A 20112-nucleotide genomic window follows, 5' to 3' on the forward strand; every position below is an offset into this window, starting at 1 on the left:
GCGCTGGTCACACTCGGCACGTGAGTACTACGAATCCGGTGCGAGGTGACGGCATCCGCCTCGCGATCGTCGGCCTCGGTGCCATGGGTAGCGAGATGCTGAAAGTCGCAGTCGGCCATCCCGAGTTCGATGTAGTCGTCGCCGCGGACATCAGCCAGGCTGCTGTCGACGCTGCGCGAACGCGGCATCCTGAACTGTCCTTCAGTCGCGAGGCCGAGCAGGTCGTCACGTCTACCGACGTCGACGCTGTCTACATCGCGACTCCGCCCGACACGCATGCCGCTCTCGTGATCCGCGCGCTGCGTGCAGGCACGGCAGTCTTCTGCGAGAAGCCGTTCGCGATCAGCCTCGAGGACAGCGAGCGGATGCTCGCCGCGTCGTCTGGCACGGGGATGGTGACCGCGGTCAACTTCGCCTTGTCCGATCGGAACGCGGTGCTGCTCATTGAAGATGCGCTGACCGCGGGAGCGGTCGGCACGGTCGTCGGAGTCGACGTGCGGCTGTCGTTTCCGCGGTGGCCGCGTGAGTTTCAAGTCGGGGCCAAATGGCTCAGCGGCCGGCGCCAGGGCGGCTTCGTGCGTGAGGTCTTCTCGCACTTCGCCTATCTGACTGATCGCCTGCTGGGACCACTGCAGGTCGCCGACGCGAGGCTCGGCTTTGCTGTTGGAGAAACCGAGGGAGCAGAGCGGACAGCCCACGCCCTGCTTCGTGCAGGTGACGTCCCGGTGAATGTGTCCGGCGTGGTCGGTGCCGCCGCTCCGGAACTCTGCGAATGGACGCTGTTGGGCACGAAGCGGTCCTATCGCTTCCGCAACTGGGGGGAGCTCGAGGTTACCGAGGGCAACGATTGGATGTCGGTCGAGCTCGACGGTGAACGCGGCTCGGAGGCCACCCGATTGTCGCGGTTCGCCGCTGCCATGCGCGGCGAGGATGTGCGCGGGCTCGCGGACTTCGCGGCGGCGTTCCGAGTCCAGCAAGTCGTTGAGGCGTTCCACGTCGGTCAGGAGGTGTCATGACCGACCGCGTGTCCGCGATCCGGGTGGATCAGGCCGGCGGCCCGGAAGTACTCCGGTACGTCGAGCGCGTGCTCGGAGAACCGCCGGCCGGCCATGTGCGGGTCGAAGTTGCGGCGGCCGGAGTGAACTATGCCGATGTGTACCAGCGATCTGGGCTGTACAAGACAGCCCTGCCGTACTTCCCGGGCGGCGAGGGCAGCGGCCGGGTCGTCGCAGTCGCTCCAGACGTCAGCGAAGTGTCGATCGGGCAACGCGTCGCCTGGCAAGGCGTTCCTGGCTCCTACGCAACCGAGGCAATCGTTCCGGCGTGGCAGCTGATCGCCGTACCTGATGGCATTACGGACGAACACGCTGCGGCCCTCCTTCTTCAAGGGCTGACCGCGCATTATCTGGCGACCAGCTCGTACGCCGTGCAGCCGGGCGACACGATCCTGATCCATGCGGGCGCCGGGGGAGCGGGCCTGCTCTTGACACAGGTGGCGCGGTTGCTCGGTGCCCGGGTGATCACGACGGTCTCCACTCGGCAGAAGGCGGATCTGTCGAGGCAAGCGGGCGCGGCCGTTGTCGCCACGTACGAAGACTTCGAGTCCATGGTGAAGCGAGAGACGGACGGACGTGGCGTGGCTGCGGTCTACGACAGTGTCGGACTGGCCACCTTCGAAGGATCGCTGCGCTCGTTGACGCGTCGCGGCACGCTCGTCCTGTTCGGGCAGTCCAGCGGCCGGGTGCCGCCGTTCGACCTCGGCCGGCTCTCAGAGTTCGGTTCGTTGACAGTGACCCGTCCGACGCTCCGCGACTTCGTTGGCTCCAGCGACGAACTTCAGCAACGGGCGCGTGACCTGTTCGCGTGGAACCGCGCAGGAGAGGTCAGGGTACACATCGGCAGGATCTATCGCCTCGACGACGTGGCATCGGCACACCGCGACCTTGAGGCGCGCAGTACCACCGGCAAGCTGCTGCTGCGTCCATGACGAGGTACGTCGACGGCTGTGCACGGCTGAAGGACCCTTGTCACACGTGAGGGCTGATTCACCGCTTAGGTTCCGACGAAGCCGGGCGTCGGCGGGTGATGCCCTTTCGCGGCAGTCCTCGGCAGCGGCCGGGTGTCGGTTGTAGCAAGGGCGGACCTCGCCGACATCACGGTGCGAGTAGCGGCCGTCAGCCCACGGCCAGCTTCTCCGTCGCAGTGACACCGGCGTCGCCACAGCGCTGGAGAAAGCTTGCGATCAGGTCGAGCTCCTCATCGCTGTAGTCGGCGCAGATGGTGTCGATTGCGCTGTTCATCCCCCGGTACATCCGGTAGACGTCCGCGGATCGTTCCTTGACGATGCGGATGGTCACGCTACGGCGGTCGGTCTGGGCGCGGTCCCGAACGATCCAGCCGCCGCGCTCCAACCGGTCGAGGATGCCGGTCAGGGTCGCGGGGTGGATCCCGGCCAGCCGCGCCAACGCGCTCGGGCTCATCGCGCCGTCTCTGGCGAGAACGTCGAGGCAGTCGAGCTCGGCATCCTTGAGGGACAGCCGGTACCCGACTTGGTGGTTGAGCAGCGCGAGCTGAACGCGAAGATCCCGCAATGCCGCGCGGATCGCAGCGCTGCGGGACCTGCTCCTGGGTCGGCGGGCTTCCATGCTCTCGCTTCCGTACCTTATGAGACGAAGATCACTGCGGTCCGCAGCTTACCGCAGCCGGACGGATCTGGCTCCGGCGGATGCGGGCCGGACACGAGGCTCAGTCGCTGGGTTGATGGGATACGTATAGTATTGTTTTCATAGTATATGAATTCACTATGCCGAACCTTCGGGCGATCGCCATCGGTCCGCGAGCCGGCACTGGCGTGCGTCGACGAGCATGGTCCCGTCGTGCAACGGCCCGGCCGCCAGGTACGTCGTGGATTTGGGTGATCGACAATCTTCAGGATGGTGGGTCTTGGGCGAAAACAGTGGGCAGCGGCCATGGGACGCGCAGGACCTCACGCCGGCGCCCGAAATTCCCATGCTGCCCTGGAGTCCTGACTTTGAGGGCGGCGCGGCGAGATCGTGGCGGTGGGTTTCGATGCTCGTCAGTTGGCCACTTGCGATTGTCTACGTGGCAGGCAGCGCCAAGCCATGGTGGCTGGGGTTGAGCACGCTCATCTTCTTGTGGCCTCTGTACGACGAGCTTCGAGGTCCTTGCGCTCGCCTCACGGTGACGGCAGAAGGTTTCGAGATCCGTGGGGTACTCCGTAAGCGCGCCTTTCCGTGGTCAGCCATCGAGCGACTTCAGGTACGCCGGTACGAGGTGAGCGTTGATCTTGGCCGCCACGGCCGCGAAGCCTGGCGGTTTGATGGTCAGCATGGGCGACCATCGGCCCAAGAGGTCGCCGCTTTGCTTGAACGACTTCGGCTCGCGAGCCCGCGCACGGGAACAGGTCGCCGGACCACTCCATCGTGGGGTGCTGCGGTGCTCCTGGCAGGCACCGCAGCTAGCATCTCTACCGCAGTAGTCGGCCTCCTCGTCGGCACGAGGTAGCCAGGCGCTCAACGACCCCTGGGCGAGTCGGTGCGTGATCGCGGCCACCTGGCGAAGCCCTCCCTGATAGATGACGCCCGCGCCAGCGGGTCATCGCGCCAACCTGACCCCTGACTGCGTCGGAGGCCGGTGCGGGCGGCCATGACCGTGCCGCCAGGGGGACTGCTGCTCAGTCAAATCATCGAGCGCGGCTGGGCCGGCTCATGGGGTTTGACGAGCTCGACCTGAGCGTGGTGATCTTCCGCCCTGCGGGCCGGTACCGGCCCGCAGTCGATGATCGCAGCCGGAACCGTTGTACTCGAAGGCACGCCGGTGTCCAGGCGCCGTGCGCTCGCCGACAACGACCAAACCGACGAAACTCTGCGCCACACACGCCACGCCGTGCAGCTCGCGGCCTATTCCGCATCCGGGTCCGGGAGCCCGGCCAGGGCATCACGGAGGGCGGCGCGGGTGGTGATACCCAGTTTCGGGAAGAGCTGGTACAGATGCGTGGAGACCGTGCGTGGGCTGAGGACGAGTCGCTCGGCGATCTGTTTGTTGGTCATCCCTGCAGTTGCGAGTTCGGCGATCTGGCGTTGTTGGACAGTGAGCGTGGCCGGTCTGGGGGTGTCGACGGCGATTCCGCTGGCGCGCAGTTCGTTGGCGGCTCGTCTGGTCCAGGGGCGGGCGTTGAGTCGCTCGAAGGTGGCGGCGGCTGCGGTTAGGTGGTGCCGCGCTCGCGCGGTGTCTCTGGTACGGCATACCTCCCCAACGTTGCCTGGTGAGGCACCAGCAGTGTGCCCGTTCACTCGGTCGGGTCGGTCGGCGCCAGGTCGATGACGGCAACAGAAGTGGCGTTGTCGACTGAGGCGACGGTCGGACTCGAAAGCCAGCCGGGCAGCGCGGCGACGTACTCCGTGCATGCAGCCGATGCTTGGTGCTGCGCCAGCGCGTCGTGGTCTGCATACCGCTCAACGAAGATGAAGCGGTACGGGTTGCCGGGTTCTTGTCCTACCCAGTAGTCGAGCACTCCGGGTTCCTGGATCGCCGACTTGACCAGCCGGTCAACCGCCTCACGAAAGTCGGCTACGCGATTCGGTTCGATGTCAACGGCAACTGTCAGCAGTACGGTCGAAGTCAAGGTCGTACTGGGATCGGTCATGGTCCTGCTTCCTGTGTGAAATCGATGCTACCGGGCATTTCCTGAAGTCTTGCGACGTGTAGACACGACGCCGGAGGGCCGGTGCTTCGGCACCGGACACTCCGTTGATTCAGCCAAACGACCGGCCCACGCGGACGCCAACTCTCACAACCCAACGGTAGCCGCGTCGAGGTGACTTAGTGAAAGACCAGTCAGTGATCGATTCAGAACATGATGATCTGAATCTCGGCCCGTATCGTTACGATGAGGCATGGCTCTTGAGGCGCGGGTACTCAGGTACTTTCTCGTGGTTGCGGAGGAGTCCAGCTTCACGCAAGCTGCGTCCCGGCTAGGGATCGCGCAGCCCGCCCTGAGTGCACAGATCCGCCGGCTCGAGTCGACACTGGGCGTCCGGCTGCTTGATCGCACAACCCGGCGGGTGTCCCTTACTCCTGCCGGTGCTGTTCTCGTCGAGCACGGCCCAGCGGCTCTTGCCACGTTGGACGCTGTCTGGGAGCGCGCGCGCCGAGTTGGTGCCGGCGACGCCGGGCAGGTGAAGATCGTTTACAGCCCAAGCACGGGCGCTGATCTTGTACCGCGATTGATCACGGCTCTTGAAGTGGCTCATCCGGAACTCGTCGTCGTCGCAGAGATGCTCTCGACCCCTGAGGTGTCACAAGCGGTCGCGGCGGGCGTGGCTGATGCCGGGGTAACCCGGGCAGGACATGACTTGCCCGGGACCCGGCGCGTAGCGCTGCGGCGAGAGACCCGTGGGGTCGTCGTAGCAGCTGGGCATCCGCTGTATAGGCGGCGTGTGGTGCCTCTTGCAGAGGTAGCCCGCTACCCGCTCTTGCTACATTCCCGAGAAGCCAACCCGGGTCATTACGACGACGTACTGAGGCTGTTCGCGGTCGCCGACCTGGAGCCTCAATTCGTTCGGCCACCGGTCACCTTTGATCCAGGGCACCATCAGATCAGGACAGGCAAGGCTATCGGGCTGATGGGAGAGTCCGCAGCCAACGTCCTTCCAGTTCGAACACGGTGGATACCTCTGGCAGATCCGGGCACGGAAGTCACTCTCTACCTGGTGTTGCGCACAGGCCTGCCGACACCACTGCAGAGACGGATCCGGGCTGCGGCGGGAACCTTGGGTCGAACAGCGCGACAGGCCTGACCACGGCTACAGATTGAGCATCCGGAGTCCGGCCTCGCCATACCGGGCACCTGCGATCGCATCAGGAGGGACAGCAGCTTCCAGAACCTCGAGGTCTTCGACGGTCAACTCAAGATCGGTCGCGGCGACGTTCTGCTCGAGATGGGCGCGGTGTTTCGTGCCCGGGATCGGCACCACATGCTCACCGCGGTGATGGACCCAAGCGAGAGCCAACTGACCGGTTGTGACTTCGTGCAAGGCTGCCAATCTCTCCAGGGCTGCCACGATCGACAAGTTACGGCCAAGGTTCTCCTCGCTGAATCGTGGCTGACCCGTGCGCCGGAAGTCGTCAACCTCAAGATCTGCGGTTGAGGTGATGGTCCCGGTGAGAAAGCCTCGGCCAAGCGGCGCGTACGCGACGACGCCGATACCGAGTTCGGCACACAGCGGCGCCACCTCGGTCTCGATGTCGCGGGACCACAACGACCACTCAGTCTGCACCGCGCTCAGAGGATGCACCGCATGAGCGCGGCGAATTGTTTCCGAGCCGGCTTCGGACAGCCCGATGTAGCGGACCTTGCCGGCCGTGACAATCGGCCATCGTCCCTACCGTGTCCTCGATCGGCACCTTCGGATCCACCCGATGCTGGTAGTACAGATCGATGTGATCCACGCCCAGGCGCAGCAACGAGGCGTCACATGCTGCTGCTCTGATGTACTCCGGATCGCCACGCACACCGCGATACTGCGGGTCGTCAGGACGCAACTCGATGCCGAACTTCGTCGCGATCACGACCTCGTCCCGACGACCGGAGATCGCTCGTCCGATCAGCTTCTCGTTGGTATATGGACCATACATGTCCGAGCTGTCCAACAAAGATACTCCCAGATCGAGCGCACGTCGGATCGTTGCGGCCGACTCCTCGTCGTCTCCGCCGCCGTAGAACGCGCTCATCCCCATGCAGCCCAGACCCTGCGCGCTCACCTCTAGTTCGCCCAGCAACCGGGTCTTCATACCAGTTCCTCCTGAGAATCAACCGTGGGTTCGTTGATGGCGACGGTGTCGCCGGCCAGGTTTTTGTCGTAGTCGGTGATCTTGCGATCGAGGACGTCCAGTACGGAACGCAGCTCGTCCATCCGGGAACGGATCTCCGCGCGATGATCAACGAGGATGTCGCGCCGCCGCCGCGCCGTCGTATCCCCGAGGCGGCGGAGATCCGCGTACTCCTGCATCAGCCGAATCGGCATCCCTGTGCCGCGCAGCCTCAGCAGAAAGGCGATCCAGAGCACGTCGCGTTCGGTGTAGGTGCGTCGGCCCGCCGTATCTCTCGATGGCGGATCGATCAGACCGATTTTCTCGTAATAGCGCAAGGTGTCCGCCGAAGCACCGCTGTGCTCGACAACCTCAGTGATCGAATAAGTCACAGCAGGACGGTAGAACTTGGAGTGCACTCCAATGCCAGTTCGAATCCAAATCTGCCGGTGACAGTCGGTCAGAGTGTCGTGAGCGTCGCCAGGCGAAAGTGCCACTCAGGTATGGCGGTGTGAAGAACCGCCTTGCTGGGCGGGATTTGAACCGAGTGCATTCGTGCAGGGGGCCAGTTCCCCAGAAGTCTGGCCAGCGGCGCGTGGGGTTTGACCAGATGCGTCCTCTCATTGACCAGGTCGAGCCTGTTGCGCGATGCAGTGCCACTTGCAGAGTTGGAGGGTGCTGAACAAACCTGAGGCGGTACTGATCGATAATGCCGAGTTTGGCCCGGTGGCACCGGGGATAGTTCGGAGGGCGCTGCCATCTAGCGGCCAGGTGCTGGTCAGGGCTTTTGATATGGAACCAGGGGTACGTTGGCCTGAAGTCGACGTACACGACCGCGACGAACTCATTTATGTCGCCTCGGGCGAGTTGCTGGACCACGGCGAGTCCTACCCGGCGGGGACTTATCTCCATTACCGGGCAGGCAGTCGGCATCAGCCCTACACCAAAACTGGCGTCCGGATCATTGTGTTCGGGCCCGCAGAGGCGTCGGCAGGCACTTGATGCCGTGCCCAAACGGCGCAACTTCACCGAACCTATGCGGCGATCGCGTGCCGCAAGATGTGAACTGACGAGCTTGTATGCCGTGGATGTCGAAAGGCAGTGATGAGCGAGTACGACGAATATTTCTCCCATCGCCTTGATGCGCTACGAAAGGATGCGCTCGAGCGCGGTATATCAAATGCAGAAAACTGGGCGTTCAACCATGTGCACAATGAACTTTCCTTAGAAGACCAATTGGATCAGATTGAAGCATCTGTCTTCGATGCCCCCGCTGCCGACGCGATGGACAAAGCGTTCAGCGGAACTGAATCCGCCAGAGGAGCAGTGGCAAATTCTGCGAAGTCGGCTGAAATTTCTGTCAGACCCGCGCGCGTCGTGCGGCGAACTACGGAGAATCAGCGCGGTGAGTAGCTAGATGCTGTGAGCGTCTCGGCAGAAATGGACAGCGCTTCTCGTTATCGGTCGACTTTGGCCGAGCAGGAGCGCTGCGCTGGCCCGGAGCATTCCGTCCGGTGCTCCAGGCCGCACTGCTCTACCTTGAATAGAAAAGCTCAGAAGTTTCCGGTGCTATCTAAGGAGAATCTATGTCATGGGGTAAGAAGTCCAAGGAACAGGGCTGGATGTCAGGTAAGAACGCCGAGAAGCTCGCTAAGCGCGGCGGGTTGGGAGACGATGGAAAGGTTCGCGACACCCAAGGCCGGGTGACCCGTGACTACTCCAAGCGCACCCCTCGGGAAACCAATGAACACGGAGTCTGACAAGCTTCGAGTTCGCGGCCCAGCAGCGTCCCGCACATCCCGGCGTCGGCAGGACGCAAGCCGCTTCTTCTGGCCAGTTGTCAATCGTGCGGCTCTGTAAGTCGCGGCAATTCGCCTGGGCCGGGCTGTGCCTCCCGCAAGCCTGCCCCGGCGACCCCCAGCATCTGCGGCATGGACGGGCTTGTGCTTGGCTAGTCGACTTTAGGGAGCGCCGCGGCGCTTACGGCGAGCCGAAAAGGTGGACGCACAGGCCGCGAGATTCAACATCAGAACTCGCGCGATCGGCGTTACCGATTCGGTTCGTGGCCCCTGTCGACGCATAAGAGCGCAGCACAGCGGAAGCTCCACCGCCGCGCACAGAGCTGAGCTGATCAGCTCGCTGGCTGCTTTCACGATGTCCGTGATTGCGCCCAGCGACAGAAAGTCACGACTGTGGCGGGGTCATCGAGACAACGTTCGTATGTGCGATTTGCTCCCAACTGATACTGTTTGATAGTCCTCGAACAGTGTGGATGAGGAGTAGCATGATTGAGCTCGTCGACTACAACTTCGGACCAAATTCGCGGCGCCGGACTGACGAGGCCGGCGCGCCGGGACCTGGTGGAGCCCTCGCAGCACTGGAAACCTTTTACTTCGCGCTGAATAGCCGCGATCTCGAAACTCTCGTGGCAGGTTGGGCCGAGGATGACCTAGTGCAGGTAAACAACCCGATCGGTGGCATCCTGCGGTCGCGGCAGGCAGTACGGCAGGTGTACTAACGTGTCTTCTCAGGAACTCTCGATGTTCAGGTGACCTTCGGCGACGCCGCGACGTACTGGGGCGAGAACTCGGCTGTCTTTGCCGGACGCGAGACCGGAACCTATCGGCATCCCGAACTCGGAGTCTGCCCACTCGCAATCCGAACGACCCGCGTCTTCGAGTACGCCGCCGGCTGGGCACAAGTCCACCACCACGGCAGCATCGACGACGCAGTAGCCCTCGCGGCCTATCAGCAAGCTGCCCGCAGCTGACAATGCCGATCAGATCCCGATCGCTCAAGCGATACTTCCCGGGCGGCGACCAACTCCCCGCCACGGCGCGCTGATGCAGAGGCGTAGTGAGCTGCTGGCCTGCACGTCGGGGCTCCACCCTCCGGTCGTGGTCGAGTTCGCGTTCACCGAACTGCTCGGGTCCGGCTACTGCCACGGCTGAAGGACAGCGGCTTGATCCGGCTCTACCACCCGACAACAACGGCCTCGCCTTCGTGCTCGATGGTGGAGCGGGCGAAGACCTCCGGTACGTCGATCGCCCGCAGCGGGCTGCGCGCGATGGGGTGTGCGGCGTTGTCGGATTCTGGGTGACTGGTTCGTGGAGAGGGCAAAGGGATCGATACAAGGCCCCCAGAGTCAAGGAGAACCACAATGCCCGACCAGGCCAGTCGCCGACCGTTCCGCTTCGGGGTCGTTGCCCCGATCACCTCCGACCTGCCGACGTGGCGGGACCGCGTGCGCCGGATCGCCGACAGCGGCTATTCGACGTTGCTGATGCCCGATGTACCCACCTGGCAGCCAACCCTCGCCCCCACGCTGGCAACCGCGGCCGCGCTCGCTGACCTGCGGGTCGGCTCGTGGGTGTACGCCGCCGCGCTGCGCGAACCGCAGAACACGGCATGGGAAGCTCACTCGCTCTCGGTCCTCACCGAGGGTCGCTTCGAGATGGGCATCGGCGCCGGCCGGCCCGGGATCGAGGTCGAGTTGGGACTGCCCGCCGTCTCCCTCGCCGAACGTCGCGCCCGGATGCGCGAGACCGTCGCCGGCCTGCGTACGTTCGACGGACCCGAGTTGCACACGCCGGTGGTGATGGCAGTGAGCGGGCCGAAGTCGGAGGCGCTGGCAATCGAGGTCGCTGACGCTGTCACGTTCGTGCTCTCATCGGACGATGACCGGGTCGGAACTACGAACCGGGTCCGGGACTTCGCCGGCCGCCGGGACATGGAAATCGCCCAGCACGTCGCCGTCGTCGGTGACCGTGTCGCTCCGTTCATGGCGGGGCCCGGCCTCGACACCGCGGCGCTCCACGCGGCCGACTCGCTCGTCGTCCTTCCGAGTGACCCCGCGGCGGCCGCGGAAGAAGTTCAGCGCCGACGTGAGGAGATCGGCTTTTCGTACTTCATCATCGGTGCCGACTTCGCCGAATCGCTCGCGCCGATGGTGGCCAAGCTTGGCTGAGGTGCGACCGAACCGGTGGGCAACGTCGGCGTGGCAGCGGCACGAGTGTCTCGTCTCCGCCCCGCGGCGGTCGGCCCCCTCCGCAACTTAAGAAGCGGCCTCGACGAACCTGCCCGCGGCGTAGGTGCTGTGGTACAGCGGTCCATGACGCGGCCGAGGTCGTCGGCGATTGCGGTGACGCGTTCGTTCTGGCCGTCGTCGACGTAGATCATGACGGTTGGGACGTCGGCGTGCATGGTCAGTTCCTGGATGTCCTCATCCACACCCTGCGATGTTGGGCGGCCTGTGCACCGGCACGAGGTCGCCCGCATCCGCGCCGACGCCGACCTCGGAGCCCACTTGGCAACCTGATCGGAACCCCGGACACCAACAGGCCCCGGCCGGCCTCGATCCGGATCTCCGACCGCCTAGCAACATAGCCACGCACGACCTTGGAACGACACGTTCGTCATGTGGTGCTCGTCGAGCAGCCTGTGGAAGAAGGTAGATCGGCGTCTACTGCGCGTTCGTCGGCGGCCAGGCTCTTGCGGAGGAGGGTGACTTCCTCGGCGGTGAGGGCGCGGGCGGACGGCGAGGCTCATAGCTCCAGAGAGGATGGCGCGGCAGGTCTTGGCGGTGGGGGCGCCGCCCTTGTTCTTGATCTTGCTGAGGACGGTGTCGATGCGCGGGGTGGTGGCCTCGCCGATGCGGAGTTCGCCTAGGGCGGGGCGGATGTGGTTCTTGAGGGCACGCCGGTAGGTGTCCAGGGAGGGGGTGACCTTCTTCCGTCGGCGACCATTCCCTCGAATCTCTTCTCCCAGACGTCGAGCAGGTGGTTGATCTTCTGCATCGCGCTCAGCTCACCGGACTGGTTGGCCCTGGCGCGGTCCTGGAGCTTTTGGAGCAGTCGGCGCTCGGCGGCTGTCTTGGTCCTGCCGAACGCCGTTACGTCTCGGACGAGACCGTCGTGGTCGCGGAAGTTGGCCTTCGAGCGGTAACTGACGGCCTTGCCCTTCGCGTCGGTCTTCTCGACGCGTGTCGAGATGCTTCCCCAGGTTCCGATCGGCAGACGTGCCCTGGCCATGTCATGCCTCCGACCGGTGTGATGGTTGGAAGCTCAACGCCGGCCGCCGCGCAGAATCCGAGAGATCGCGAGCGATGCGAAACGATGTGATGTGACGCACAGTCACGATGACATGAAGATCGGCGCATCGATGCGCAGCGGCACCTGACAGATCAGTCTGCCGCCGGGTTCCGGCAAAGAGGGACGTAAAAGGGATGTAGCAGACATGAAGAAACCCAGGCCACCTGTGTGACCTGGGCTTTTGTGCGCCGCCAGGGACTCGAACCCCGAACCCGCTGAATTCCACGGGAGACTGATCATCGTTCGCCAATGATGCGCGAAACCTCTTATAGACAACAGGAATCGCGGCGTTGTGTTGCGCATAAGTTCTCATCGGGTGACCAGAGACTCCAACGGTTCCCGTGATGCGTGATGCCGAACCACTTCCGCATCTGACAGACGGATGCGGGTTCGGTCCCCTCGGCCGTAATAGATGCCCTCGACCATATGGGGCGCACGAGCAGACCCCGGAACTTGGACGAACAGGTAGCCCGTCGAGGCATCCGCTTCGGCAGGAATCTCGTCTGCGGTGATGAACAGCGGCGGATCTACAAGCTGAGTGGCAATCTGCTCAAGCTTCTCAGCCAGTCCTTCAAGGGGTTGGGGGCGGAGACGCCAGGTGCGGTTCTCCTTGTCCTCCTCTACACCAACCAGCAGCGCTCCTCCGTCGACAGCGAAACTACTCAAGTCACGAGCAGTTTCCTTTCGCTCACCGGAACTGCTACCTGTTTCGCGCTTCATGTCGAGATAGTGCGTCTCGCGAAGGAGACCGTCCTCAATCGCGGCCAGGAGCTCCTTTTCCGTGCTCGGCCGCCAGCGGGGCACTTCGCACCCAAGTATATGGCCATGCCTGCCTTCCCACGTAGATCTCAATCCGTCGGACCCTCCTGGCTACCACGGACAAGTCCGCGTCCCCATGAACATCCGGACCGACCACCTGACGACGATCGTGTACCAGTACCGTTTCATCTCGCTGGCCACCGCGGTGTTACAGGCTGGGGTCGCTTATCGTCAGCCGCCGTACATACCCTTCGTGATGACCTGAGCCGTCACATCGGTGAGTATGTCCCGACCGACACCGGCTACCGCTTCAGCCGCCCGGCGGAGCTTGCCCTTCTTCACTTCGTCTGGTTCGTTGTCGGCCGCTTCGTTCAGAGCGACGATGATCCGGTCCGCGAGAATGTCTGGGGTGGGCCATGCACCGACTGTGCGACGAGCGTGCCCGGTTGGTGCGCCGATGCCCACGACCTCACCTGACGCTGTCTTCTGGAGATCAGTGATGAACGGTGGCTGCTCGTGCTCCAACGCACGGAGGGCGCGCTCCACGTCTTCCACGGCATCATCAGGGTCATCGACCTGCTCGTACCATCCGAGCATGTAGGCGAGGTCCGATGGCTGCGGCGACTCTCCGTATTGGTCGTAGTAGTCGACGATCTTCTCTAGGACCGGCAGGTCTCGACCTTCCCAAGTTGATTCCATGTCTCGGCCTTACTCCTCGTTGAGAATGTCGCTGTGCTCGAAGCGCAGCTGGGTGAGCAGCAGGCTTCCGAGACCGAGTACCCCCACGGCGTACCGCTTGGCGTCATCGCGCCTCTGGATCCGATGTACGTCAACGTTCCTCAGCGCTTGCGCGAATCCGCTGCCTAGTGATCGCCAGCCTTGCCACTCCGCAGACCGCTGCCCGAGTCGGAGCTCCGAGTCATCCGCGAGAACTGTCTGCCAGAGCACCTGACCGTACAGAGGGTCGCCCTTCTTGTCTGTCGGGTTCCCGGCCCACTCGCGGACGTGGTTCTCCACGAAGATCGCTGTCTGACTGGCGACCTTCCCCCAGTCCTCGGCCTCAACCAGACCTTTGACGTGCTCCCAGAGTTCGGCATCGTAGGCGCGAACGTCGAGTGGCTCCGTGTCATTACCGATGCCCAACCTGAGTTCGTATATCGCTGCATCCAGATAGCCGCAGGCTTCACGGATTCCGCTATGCCGAGCCTCATCCCAAGCACTCTCTGGCATCCCAGACCAGGCGACCGTTACGCCGTACCTCACGTCGTCAAAAGACTCGACGAGGTGATGCTTTGATGAGAATGCAGCGATGAGCAGGCCCTTGCCCCGTGCCTGCCAAGCGGTGAATGCTTCCCCGCCGCTGGTAACGCTCGGCGTAGCGGCCTCCAACTTCAACTTCTCAAGCTCAGCAATCGCCACCTCTGGCCTCAAGACCCCTCCCCAGAGCTTGTCTCTCCAGAGGAGCCTACTTGCTCGCTCTGACAGTTCGCGCTGAACATTCCGCGGCTTCCTTCCCACGATGGGCGTACACGCACAGCGAGGAGGATCACATGCCAAGAGGCACCGTTCACGAGCCGAGCGAGTTCGAGGAGAACCCGGGACAGGCCAACACTCCGGCCGCGCAACGAGATGAAGCGATAGCGGCTGCCCTTGAGAACTCCACCGAGGCGCTGCGTCCGATCGGCGGCCATACAACGGCTGGCGTCGGAAGGTGGCCGAGAAGTTCCATCGGAATACCTTCCCGCTGGTCCTGATTCCGGGAGGCGCCGATTGGCGAGATGAGGCCGCGTACGTGGATCGGCCGGCCAATATGTTCCCGGACGAGAGCGACATTGCGGGTAACGAGCGAGCTCGGGCCGTATGCGGACGATGCCTGGTTACGGAGGGGTGCCTGTTGTTCGCGTTCGCCAGTCGGGAGCCGTGGGGCGTGGGGAGGACTCGCCACCGACGAGCGGCGCGAGGAGTGGTACCGACGCTACGCACCCGACAGCCCGCACCGGCCCTCACGGGCGGGCGCGGTAACGGCCCGGTCGGCTACGACGTCGGCGTAATCGGCCCTAGAACGCCGGAACACGGGTTGCCTCGGGTGCGGGGCCGAGCAAGGGGCTATCCGGGTTCAGATCGGCGCACACCGGCGAGCCGGCTCGAAGACGTGGGGGACGCGAGGCGGGGTTTCGGTGTGCACGACCGCTACGGGCTCGCGCCTGGCCTGCGGAGACATGTCGAGCGGCAGCTAGAGACCACGGCCAGCGACCACAGCAGATCGCTGTCGCGGGAGATAGCCGGAGACGAAGAACAGCCCCGGTCAGGGCCAAGGACCGGGGCTGTTCCTAAAGCTGGACCGGCCTACGTCGCGGTCGGGAACGGCGCACGCATTGCGTCGAACCAGTCGATGAACTCCTTCACCGTGCCGATTTGCCGGATACGGTCATGCAGAGCCGTGTGATCATGCCCGATGACGAACGGATTGGTGCCCTTCGTCGGCTCGCCGCAGCCGCAGGCGCACGTCAACTTGTCCTCCGGCGCATCGGGCCAGTAGTTGATCGGGTTCTGACTCTGAACGGCGAACGGCAGCGGCTTACCGACATACTTGTCTACAATCGATCCGGACAGAATCGGCTGACCGTGAAGCAACGTACGCATGCCGCCCGCCTTGTGGGGTACCTCTTCTGCACCGTTCAGCTCGACAACCTGGTGAACGATGCCGCCAGCGGCCACGAGCGCGTAGCGTTCCTTCGCGGCCTTGCTCGCCTTGGTGTGCCAGGTTCCGCGTGCGGCGTCCCAGAGTGCGAACGCTCCCATGGTCGGGCTGTAGCCGAAGCGATCGCGTCCGAGGTCGTCCCCCGCAGGATCGATCAGCCCAGCCTGAGGCTGCAACTTGATGATTAGCACTTCAATCTCCGACCTTCCCGATACTCCATGTTGCCTGATGTATTGAGTATTGCAGATCCGAGGATACTCTGCAATCAGGGATGCGAGGGTATCGGCAAGCAATCTAAAGCGGTGGCCAGCCTCTCAATGAGGCTGGCCACCGCTGTGTGCTCGGAGTCCGAGCCTGTCAGGTCTGCTCGGGGTCGTCGTGTCGCTCCCATGCCGTGCTATGGCCTGGGCCGGACCTGGTGTCTAGCCAGCCGCGCCCGTCGGGTAACTCGATCACGACGGCGTTGTGCAAGACCGACTAGGTTCGCCGAGTTCTCCTCGGACTTGGATCGGCCGGCCAGAATCGCGTGGGCCTCCTCCTCGCTGGTGTCGGTATGCCTCCGCGAAGAGCACGCTCGCCGTCGGCCGTGAGGTGGGTCGTGTGGCCACCGCCGCAGGTCTCGGCCAGCTTGTGCGCGGTCGCCGGGGGGTGAGGGCGTTCACTTGCCTGCCTCGCTCACGTTGATTTCAGCGCCCTCGCTGCCGTCCCCTGCCTTGTCGGACTCGTCCGCCTCGATTGCCCGTGCGAGGAGGGGCTGGTGATCATCCGGCGAATCGTGGCGAGCTGATGTTCAGGTCCTCCGCGATAGCGCTGAAGGTGTCGCCGCTGTGCCGCCGCTTCTGGATAGCCTCGGACGCCTTGCGGGTGTCGCTGCCCGGAGCGAAGTACGGCAGATTGCGGATCGTCTTGTTCGCCCGCTGCCGGTAGAACTTGCGGCCCGCTTGGTTGGGGCCATGGCCCCCGGGGCTGGCTTGGTCGACGCGGGCTTGGTGGGTGCTGCCTTGCTGGGGTGCCTTCTGGCTGCGGCAGCGGTGCTCACGCTGCGCCTCCTGACTACCAGCTAGTTCGAACGTGTGTTCGAACTGGAACTAGTTTGCAGAAGATCGCTGCCAATGTTCAGAGCTTCGATGTATCTCCTGGTGGAGGCGGAGATGTCCGAGTGGTGGATGCCTGCTGGATCTAGGTTTACGCTCCGTGTATGGGTGATGAACCTCGACCGGACATTCAGGCTGCCATGTCCAAGATGAGTTCGAAGGTCGGCAGCAAGCGGGAGATTAAGAAGTTGCCCGAGCATCTCTGGGATGGGGAGCGGGTCGACCTGATCACCAGCGGCACCTACGGCGCTGGCACTGGGATCGTCGTCCTGACTGACCGGAGGCTGTTCTTCCTCAAGGATGGCATTATGGCCAAGACCTCAGAAGACTTCCCTCTGACCAAGATCAGTTCGGTGCAGTGGTCGTCGGGCGTGCTCCTGGGCAAGATCATTGTGTTTGCCTCTGGCAACAAAGCCGAGATCACCAACGTGCAGAAGGCTGACGGCAAGGCGATCACTGATGCCGTTCGGGCCAGGCTGACCGATGTCTCGCAGCCCAGCCCTGTGTCGGAGCAGCCGCCTGCTCCCGCGAATGGGGGCCCTAAGCCGGACGTCTACGAACAACTGGCGAAGCTTGGGGAGCTACGGAACGCTGGGGTGCTGACGGACGCGGAGTTCGAGACAAAGAAGGCCGAGCTCCTCAGTCGGCTCTGACGTCGGAGGCGCAGCCTCGGCGGGTTGCAGTGGTCGCGGTAGTGGTCGCCCCTGTGCTGGTAGCTGCATCCGAGCTCGCCAGCACAGGGCGAACGACGGTTAGGCCAACTGACGGTCACACCGCCAGCTTCGTGTTCTAAACGCTGTCCATGGACTGGGCCGACTGGCGACTATCGGAGCTGCCCTACTGGGGGCGCGCGAGGTCGCCTGAGGCTGCGGAGTGCTCGGTCAGACTGCTGGACGGAGAGTACGATTTCGCTCCAATGCTCGTGCCCTCTAGGCGGCTCGAAATGTTGCCTTGGACAAATTCTTACTCCGTCACAGCTCCGTGAGACGCTGACAAACCCTGGTCACCGTTGATCATCGACGAAGAACGAAACCGCAGGTCAAAGCGGGATACGCATGTCCCAGTCGAGTTGGCCGCCAGGCTGAAGAAGATCTACACCATCTCGAAGGCACCTCAGAGATCCCGCGTCTGGTGATCGCCTGAGCCATCTCCGGGATGCGTGTCAGATAGGTGTTGCAGACCCACGCGTGCTCCGCTGACGCTCCGGTCGCTGCGCGCCCTCCCGCGCCTGCTACGCGCCCTCGCACCCACCGCCGGCTTGGCGCCGGACCTGCCGGCTGCCGTTGGCGAATTGCGGTCTGCCGCCCGCGGGCAACCGCAGCTTGATCACGGCTAAGCGCGATAGACAAGCGGACCGGCACTTCCGGCCCATGGTCAGGCGCCGACGAGACCCTAGGGACCACCGACCCAGGCCTGCTACGCAGGCGCTTGCCAGGCCCTTTGACGGCGTGTCGAGCTCCTGGCAAAGCCAACTGTCGGCCCGCGGAGAGGTCGAGGGTTCTGATGCGGACGGACCGCTTGTCCGCATGGGGCCTGCCGCTGCCTTGGACGGTCGGTCAGCGGAGTCGAGGCGATGTTGGAGAGACAGCGATCCGGCGCTAGTGAGCCATCGCAGCAGGTGCGGAGAGGGTAAGGGCGTGGCGCTAGCGCCTAGTTCTCTGTCGCCGCAACTGTCTGCTCGGCAGGGCCTTCGGCGCGCTGTCCGGGAACTGCGAACTTGGCGCGGGCTGTCGCAGGCCGACCTGGGGGCCTTGGTCTTTGTCAGCAAGGACCAGATTGGCAAGGTCGAGAAGGCGCTGCGCTGGCCGAGTCCGGAGCTGATCTCAGGTGCTGGACGCGACGCTTGATGCGTCCGGCCCGCTGGAGGTGTTTGCACCGATCCTGAGTTCGCAGCGGTTCGTTCGCCATGAGCAGGTGAACGGCGTTGAGCCACTTGAGCGAGTTGCTCTCGATTGGTTACGCCGGAGCCCAGGGAAGTCCGGATTCTCGGGGTCGATGCCACCCGTTAGATCGATGAGGAGGTAGTTGAGTCGGTTCGCCAGCAGTTGGCGACGTTCCGGCTGCTCGATCAACAGTACGGTGGCGGGCGGATGCACCATGTTGTCTCTGGTTACGTCACGACGGAGCTCGAGGTGCTGCTCGAGGCCACGCCGGTTGACGACAGGTATCGCGGCGGCACTGTAAGAGAACTCGGCCGGGTTCTGGGAGTTGATGAGTCTTCAGCAACGCACTTGCGTCGGCGAGTGCTTCGGGCGCCGTGATCTGATCTTGGTCTTTCGTGCGGGCGTATGCCGTAAGTCTCCGCTCGATCGCTTCGAGTAACCGAAGCTTCGCACTCGTCACCACCGGACAGCGCTCGGACCCATGTCCGAGCCGTTGCAGGTTGAGCTGCGCGTGGCTCTGTCGCAAACACGTTCTGTGGGCGGCTGGCGTTACGCCCGGGCCTGAATCGAGAAGTAACGGAGTGTCTCGCGGATGCGATAGGCCAGATGACCACAGTGGGGGCACTGGTGGCTTGTTGTTGGGGGGCTATGGGTCGATCGGTGATCGCCGTTGTCATGTTGTGTGCCCTGGCCTTCGGCGCGGGCTGTACCAGCGATGGCAAGGGCCCGGCGGCTGGTTCGGCATCTCCGGTCGGGGTTGCCGTGCATACGGGGACTGCTGCCGAGGCGAGTGGAGGTGACGCGCGGATCGTCCTGCCGGCAGCGTCCGTGGTCGGTGAGGGACGCTTGCGGGTGGAGGCCGATCAGACCGTTCCGACATCTGCCGCCGGCTTGCTGCGGTACGGCGAGGGGGTGCGAGTCGAGTTGTCTGGAACGGCGCTGAGTGGTCGCGCGACGGTGGAGTTCAAGATTCCAGCCGGCTGGGACGCAAACATGGTGCCGGTGATTGCGTGGCAGGACGGCAAGGGCGGATGGCGATGGCTGCCGACGTCTCGGTGGAAGCCGGGACAGCTGACGGTGACCGCGCAGACGGACCACTTCTCGTCCGGATTTCTCGGCGGATTCGACGTCGGCGCCGCAGCGAAAGACGCGGTGGGACGGCTAGGTACGTGGATCAGCGGTCGGGCCGGTGTGGCACAGCCGCGCTGCCTCGGCGAGTCGAGCCTGCGAACCAGGGTGGCGGTGTCGTCGGACGGTGGAGACTCAGTGAAATGGTGTGCCGGGCTCGAGTCCGGACACACGATCCTACGGATCGCGAACAACCGGTTGGCCTACACGCAGGTGACCTACCCCAAAGCCTGGAAGGTGGTAGCCGGAGACCGGCTCGGGCTGAGTACGGATGGGCTCATCCAGCTCGCCGCTACGAGCGGGCAGCAGATGCTCAAGCCACCAGGAAAGTCGGTCGTCCTCGTCCGGAGCGGCCAGAGCATCACTCTGCAGTTGCCGGATGTACCGGACGCGCTGGTCCTTGCCGAGATCAGCCAGGCGGCGTACTTTCTGCAGATCCTGGAGTTGGCCTTCACGATCGAGGGGGCAGTGTCCAAGGCGGCTGGCCAAGCGGTCGGGGCCTTACCCCCGGTTCTTGGACACGGTGGTGGATTTATGCCGCTGCCGAGAGGGTAGCGGTGTAGCTGGTCTCGTAGGTGTTCGGGGATTGGTAGCTGCACCAGGAGTGCCGGCGGCGGGTGTTGTAG

General features: G+C 63.9%; 23 protein-coding genes and 1 pseudogene. 14 read left to right on the forward strand and 10 right to left on the reverse strand.

Annotated elements, in window-relative coordinates:
• Nucleotides 1-20 precede the first annotated feature (20 nt).
• Both ABZX12_RS41335 and ABZX12_RS41340 read left to right on the forward strand, forming a co-directional pair.
• A complete protein-coding gene (locus ABZX12_RS41335; RefSeq protein ID WP_355700940.1) occupies nt 21-1016 on the forward strand; it encodes a Gfo/Idh/MocA family oxidoreductase in 996 nt (331 codons plus the stop codon).
• Nucleotides 1017-1039: 23 nt separating this feature from the next.
• Complete coding sequence (locus tag ABZX12_RS41340) at nt 1040-1987, forward strand: quinone oxidoreductase (protein WP_355700941.1); 948 nt, start codon at nt 1040-1042, stop codon at nt 1985-1987.
• 187 nt (nt 1988-2174) lie between these two features.
• Here ABZX12_RS41340 and ABZX12_RS41345 read toward each other — a convergent pair whose 3' ends face one another.
• Nucleotides 2175-2645 (reverse strand): MarR family transcriptional regulator, encoded by a 471-nt coding sequence (locus ABZX12_RS41345; protein WP_355700942.1) that lies wholly within the window; start codon nt 2643-2645, stop codon nt 2175-2177.
• Between the two features lie 424 nt (nt 2646-3069).
• Here ABZX12_RS41345 and ABZX12_RS41350 point away from each other — a divergent pair, with 424 nt between their 5' ends.
• Nucleotides 3070-3525, forward strand: a complete 456-nt coding sequence (locus ABZX12_RS41350; RefSeq protein WP_355700943.1) for a PH domain-containing protein — start codon at nt 3070-3072, stop codon at nt 3523-3525.
• 395 nt (nt 3526-3920) lie between these two features.
• Here ABZX12_RS41350 and ABZX12_RS41355 read toward each other — a convergent pair whose 3' ends face one another.
• Both ABZX12_RS41355 and ABZX12_RS41360 read right to left on the reverse strand, forming a co-directional pair.
• Nucleotides 3921-4427 (reverse strand): helix-turn-helix transcriptional regulator, encoded by a 507-nt coding sequence (locus tag ABZX12_RS41355; RefSeq protein ID WP_355700944.1) that lies wholly within the window; start codon nt 4425-4427, stop codon nt 3921-3923.
• Nucleotides 4310-4666, reverse strand: coding sequence for a putative quinol monooxygenase (locus tag ABZX12_RS41360; RefSeq protein WP_355700945.1), 357 nt, complete (start codon nt 4664-4666; stop codon nt 4310-4312). Before ABZX12_RS41360 ends, ABZX12_RS41355 begins: the two co-directional genes overlap by 118 nt.
• A 250-nt stretch (nt 4667-4916) precedes the next feature.
• Between ABZX12_RS41360 and ABZX12_RS41365 the strand changes: the two genes are divergently transcribed.
• Complete coding sequence (locus tag ABZX12_RS41365) at nt 4917-5819, forward strand: LysR family transcriptional regulator (protein ID WP_355700946.1); 903 nt, start codon at nt 4917-4919, stop codon at nt 5817-5819.
• Between the two features lie 6 nt (nt 5820-5825).
• On the opposite strand, the pseudogene ABZX12_RS41370 reads toward ABZX12_RS41365, so the two are convergent.
• Nucleotides 5826-6813: pseudogene (locus ABZX12_RS41370) on the reverse strand (aldo/keto reductase).
• Complete coding sequence (locus ABZX12_RS41375) at nt 6810-7223, reverse strand: MerR family transcriptional regulator (RefSeq protein ID WP_355700947.1); 414 nt, start codon at nt 7221-7223, stop codon at nt 6810-6812. The pseudogene ABZX12_RS41370 and the gene ABZX12_RS41375 overlap by 4 nt, the downstream one beginning before the upstream one ends.
• A 283-nt stretch (nt 7224-7506) precedes the next feature.
• Here ABZX12_RS41375 and ABZX12_RS41380 point away from each other — a divergent pair, with 283 nt between their 5' ends.
• From ABZX12_RS41380 to ABZX12_RS41405, 6 genes are all read left to right on the forward strand, one after another.
• Nucleotides 7507-7833 carry a cupin domain-containing protein gene (locus ABZX12_RS41380; RefSeq protein WP_355700948.1) on the forward strand — a complete coding sequence of 109 codons (327 nt, stop codon included), beginning with the start codon at nt 7507-7509 and terminating at the stop codon, nt 7831-7833.
• Between the two features lie 102 nt (nt 7834-7935).
• A complete protein-coding gene (locus ABZX12_RS41385; RefSeq protein ID WP_355700949.1) occupies nt 7936-8244 on the forward strand; it encodes a hypothetical protein in 309 nt (102 codons plus the stop codon).
• A gap of 173 nt (nt 8245-8417) precedes the next feature.
• Nucleotides 8418-8591, forward strand: coding sequence for a hypothetical protein (locus tag ABZX12_RS41390; RefSeq protein WP_355700950.1), 174 nt, complete (start codon nt 8418-8420; stop codon nt 8589-8591).
• Between the two features lie 524 nt (nt 8592-9115).
• Nucleotides 9116-9349: a hypothetical protein gene (locus tag ABZX12_RS41395; protein WP_355700951.1), complete on the forward strand. Its 234-nt coding sequence runs from the start codon at nt 9116-9118 to the stop codon at nt 9347-9349.
• 30 nt (nt 9350-9379) lie between these two features.
• Nucleotides 9380-9601 carry a hypothetical protein gene (locus tag ABZX12_RS41400; RefSeq protein WP_355700952.1) on the forward strand — a complete coding sequence of 74 codons (222 nt, stop codon included), beginning with the start codon at nt 9380-9382 and terminating at the stop codon, nt 9599-9601.
• A 390-nt stretch (nt 9602-9991) separates the two neighbouring features.
• Entirely contained in the window at nt 9992-10798 is an 807-nt protein-coding gene (locus ABZX12_RS41405) for an LLM class flavin-dependent oxidoreductase (RefSeq protein ID WP_355700953.1), read from the forward strand.
• A gap of 697 nt (nt 10799-11495) precedes the next feature.
• Here the strand turns inward: ABZX12_RS41405 and ABZX12_RS41410 are convergent.
• The 4 genes from ABZX12_RS41410 to ABZX12_RS41425 all read right to left on the reverse strand — a co-directional run bounded on the left by ABZX12_RS41410 (nt 11496) and on the right by ABZX12_RS41425 (nt 14111).
• Nucleotides 11496-11861, reverse strand: coding sequence for a hypothetical protein (locus ABZX12_RS41410; RefSeq protein WP_355700954.1), 366 nt, complete (start codon nt 11859-11861; stop codon nt 11496-11498).
• Nucleotides 11862-12230: 369 nt separating this feature from the next.
• Nucleotides 12231-12725, reverse strand: coding sequence for an ATP-binding protein (locus ABZX12_RS41415; RefSeq protein ID WP_355700955.1), 495 nt, complete (start codon nt 12723-12725; stop codon nt 12231-12233).
• A gap of 186 nt (nt 12726-12911) precedes the next feature.
• Nucleotides 12912-13379, reverse strand: coding sequence for a hypothetical protein (locus ABZX12_RS41420; protein WP_355700956.1), 468 nt, complete (start codon nt 13377-13379; stop codon nt 12912-12914).
• A 9-nt stretch (nt 13380-13388) separates the two neighbouring features.
• Nucleotides 13389-14111 carry a TIGR02391 family protein gene (locus ABZX12_RS41425; protein WP_355700957.1) on the reverse strand — a complete coding sequence of 241 codons (723 nt, stop codon included), beginning with the start codon at nt 14109-14111 and terminating at the stop codon, nt 13389-13391.
• A 280-nt stretch (nt 14112-14391) separates the two neighbouring features.
• On the opposite strand from ABZX12_RS41425, the gene ABZX12_RS41430 reads away from it, so the two are divergent.
• Nucleotides 14392-15126: a WhiB family transcriptional regulator gene (locus ABZX12_RS41430; RefSeq protein WP_355700958.1), complete on the forward strand. Its 735-nt coding sequence runs from the start codon at nt 14392-14394 to the stop codon at nt 15124-15126.
• Here the strand turns inward: ABZX12_RS41430 and ABZX12_RS41435 are convergent.
• Nucleotides 15027-15572: a hypothetical protein gene (locus ABZX12_RS41435; RefSeq protein WP_355700959.1), complete on the reverse strand. Its 546-nt coding sequence runs from the start codon at nt 15570-15572 to the stop codon at nt 15027-15029. The genes ABZX12_RS41430 and ABZX12_RS41435 overlap by 100 nt on opposite strands.
• Nucleotides 15573-16579: 1007 nt before the next feature.
• On the opposite strand from ABZX12_RS41435, the gene ABZX12_RS41440 reads away from it, so the two are divergent.
• The 3 genes from ABZX12_RS41440 to ABZX12_RS41450 all read left to right on the forward strand — a co-directional run bounded on the left by ABZX12_RS41440 (nt 16580) and on the right by ABZX12_RS41450 (nt 20041).
• Entirely contained in the window at nt 16580-17128 is a 549-nt protein-coding gene (locus ABZX12_RS41440) for a PH domain-containing protein (RefSeq protein WP_355700960.1), read from the forward strand.
• A gap of 873 nt (nt 17129-18001) precedes the next feature.
• A complete protein-coding gene (locus tag ABZX12_RS41445; RefSeq protein WP_355700961.1) occupies nt 18002-18322 on the forward strand; it encodes a helix-turn-helix transcriptional regulator in 321 nt (106 codons plus the stop codon).
• A gap of 696 nt (nt 18323-19018) precedes the next feature.
• Complete coding sequence (locus tag ABZX12_RS41450) at nt 19019-20041, forward strand: hypothetical protein (protein WP_355700962.1); 1023 nt, start codon at nt 19019-19021, stop codon at nt 20039-20041.
• The last annotated feature ends 71 nt before the right edge of the window (nt 20042-20112 follow it).

It is taken from the genome of Kribbella sp. NPDC003505 (genome assembly GCF_040610875.1).
In the GTDB taxonomy this organism is placed as follows: Bacteria; Actinomycetota; Actinomycetes; order Propionibacteriales; family Kribbellaceae; genus Kribbella.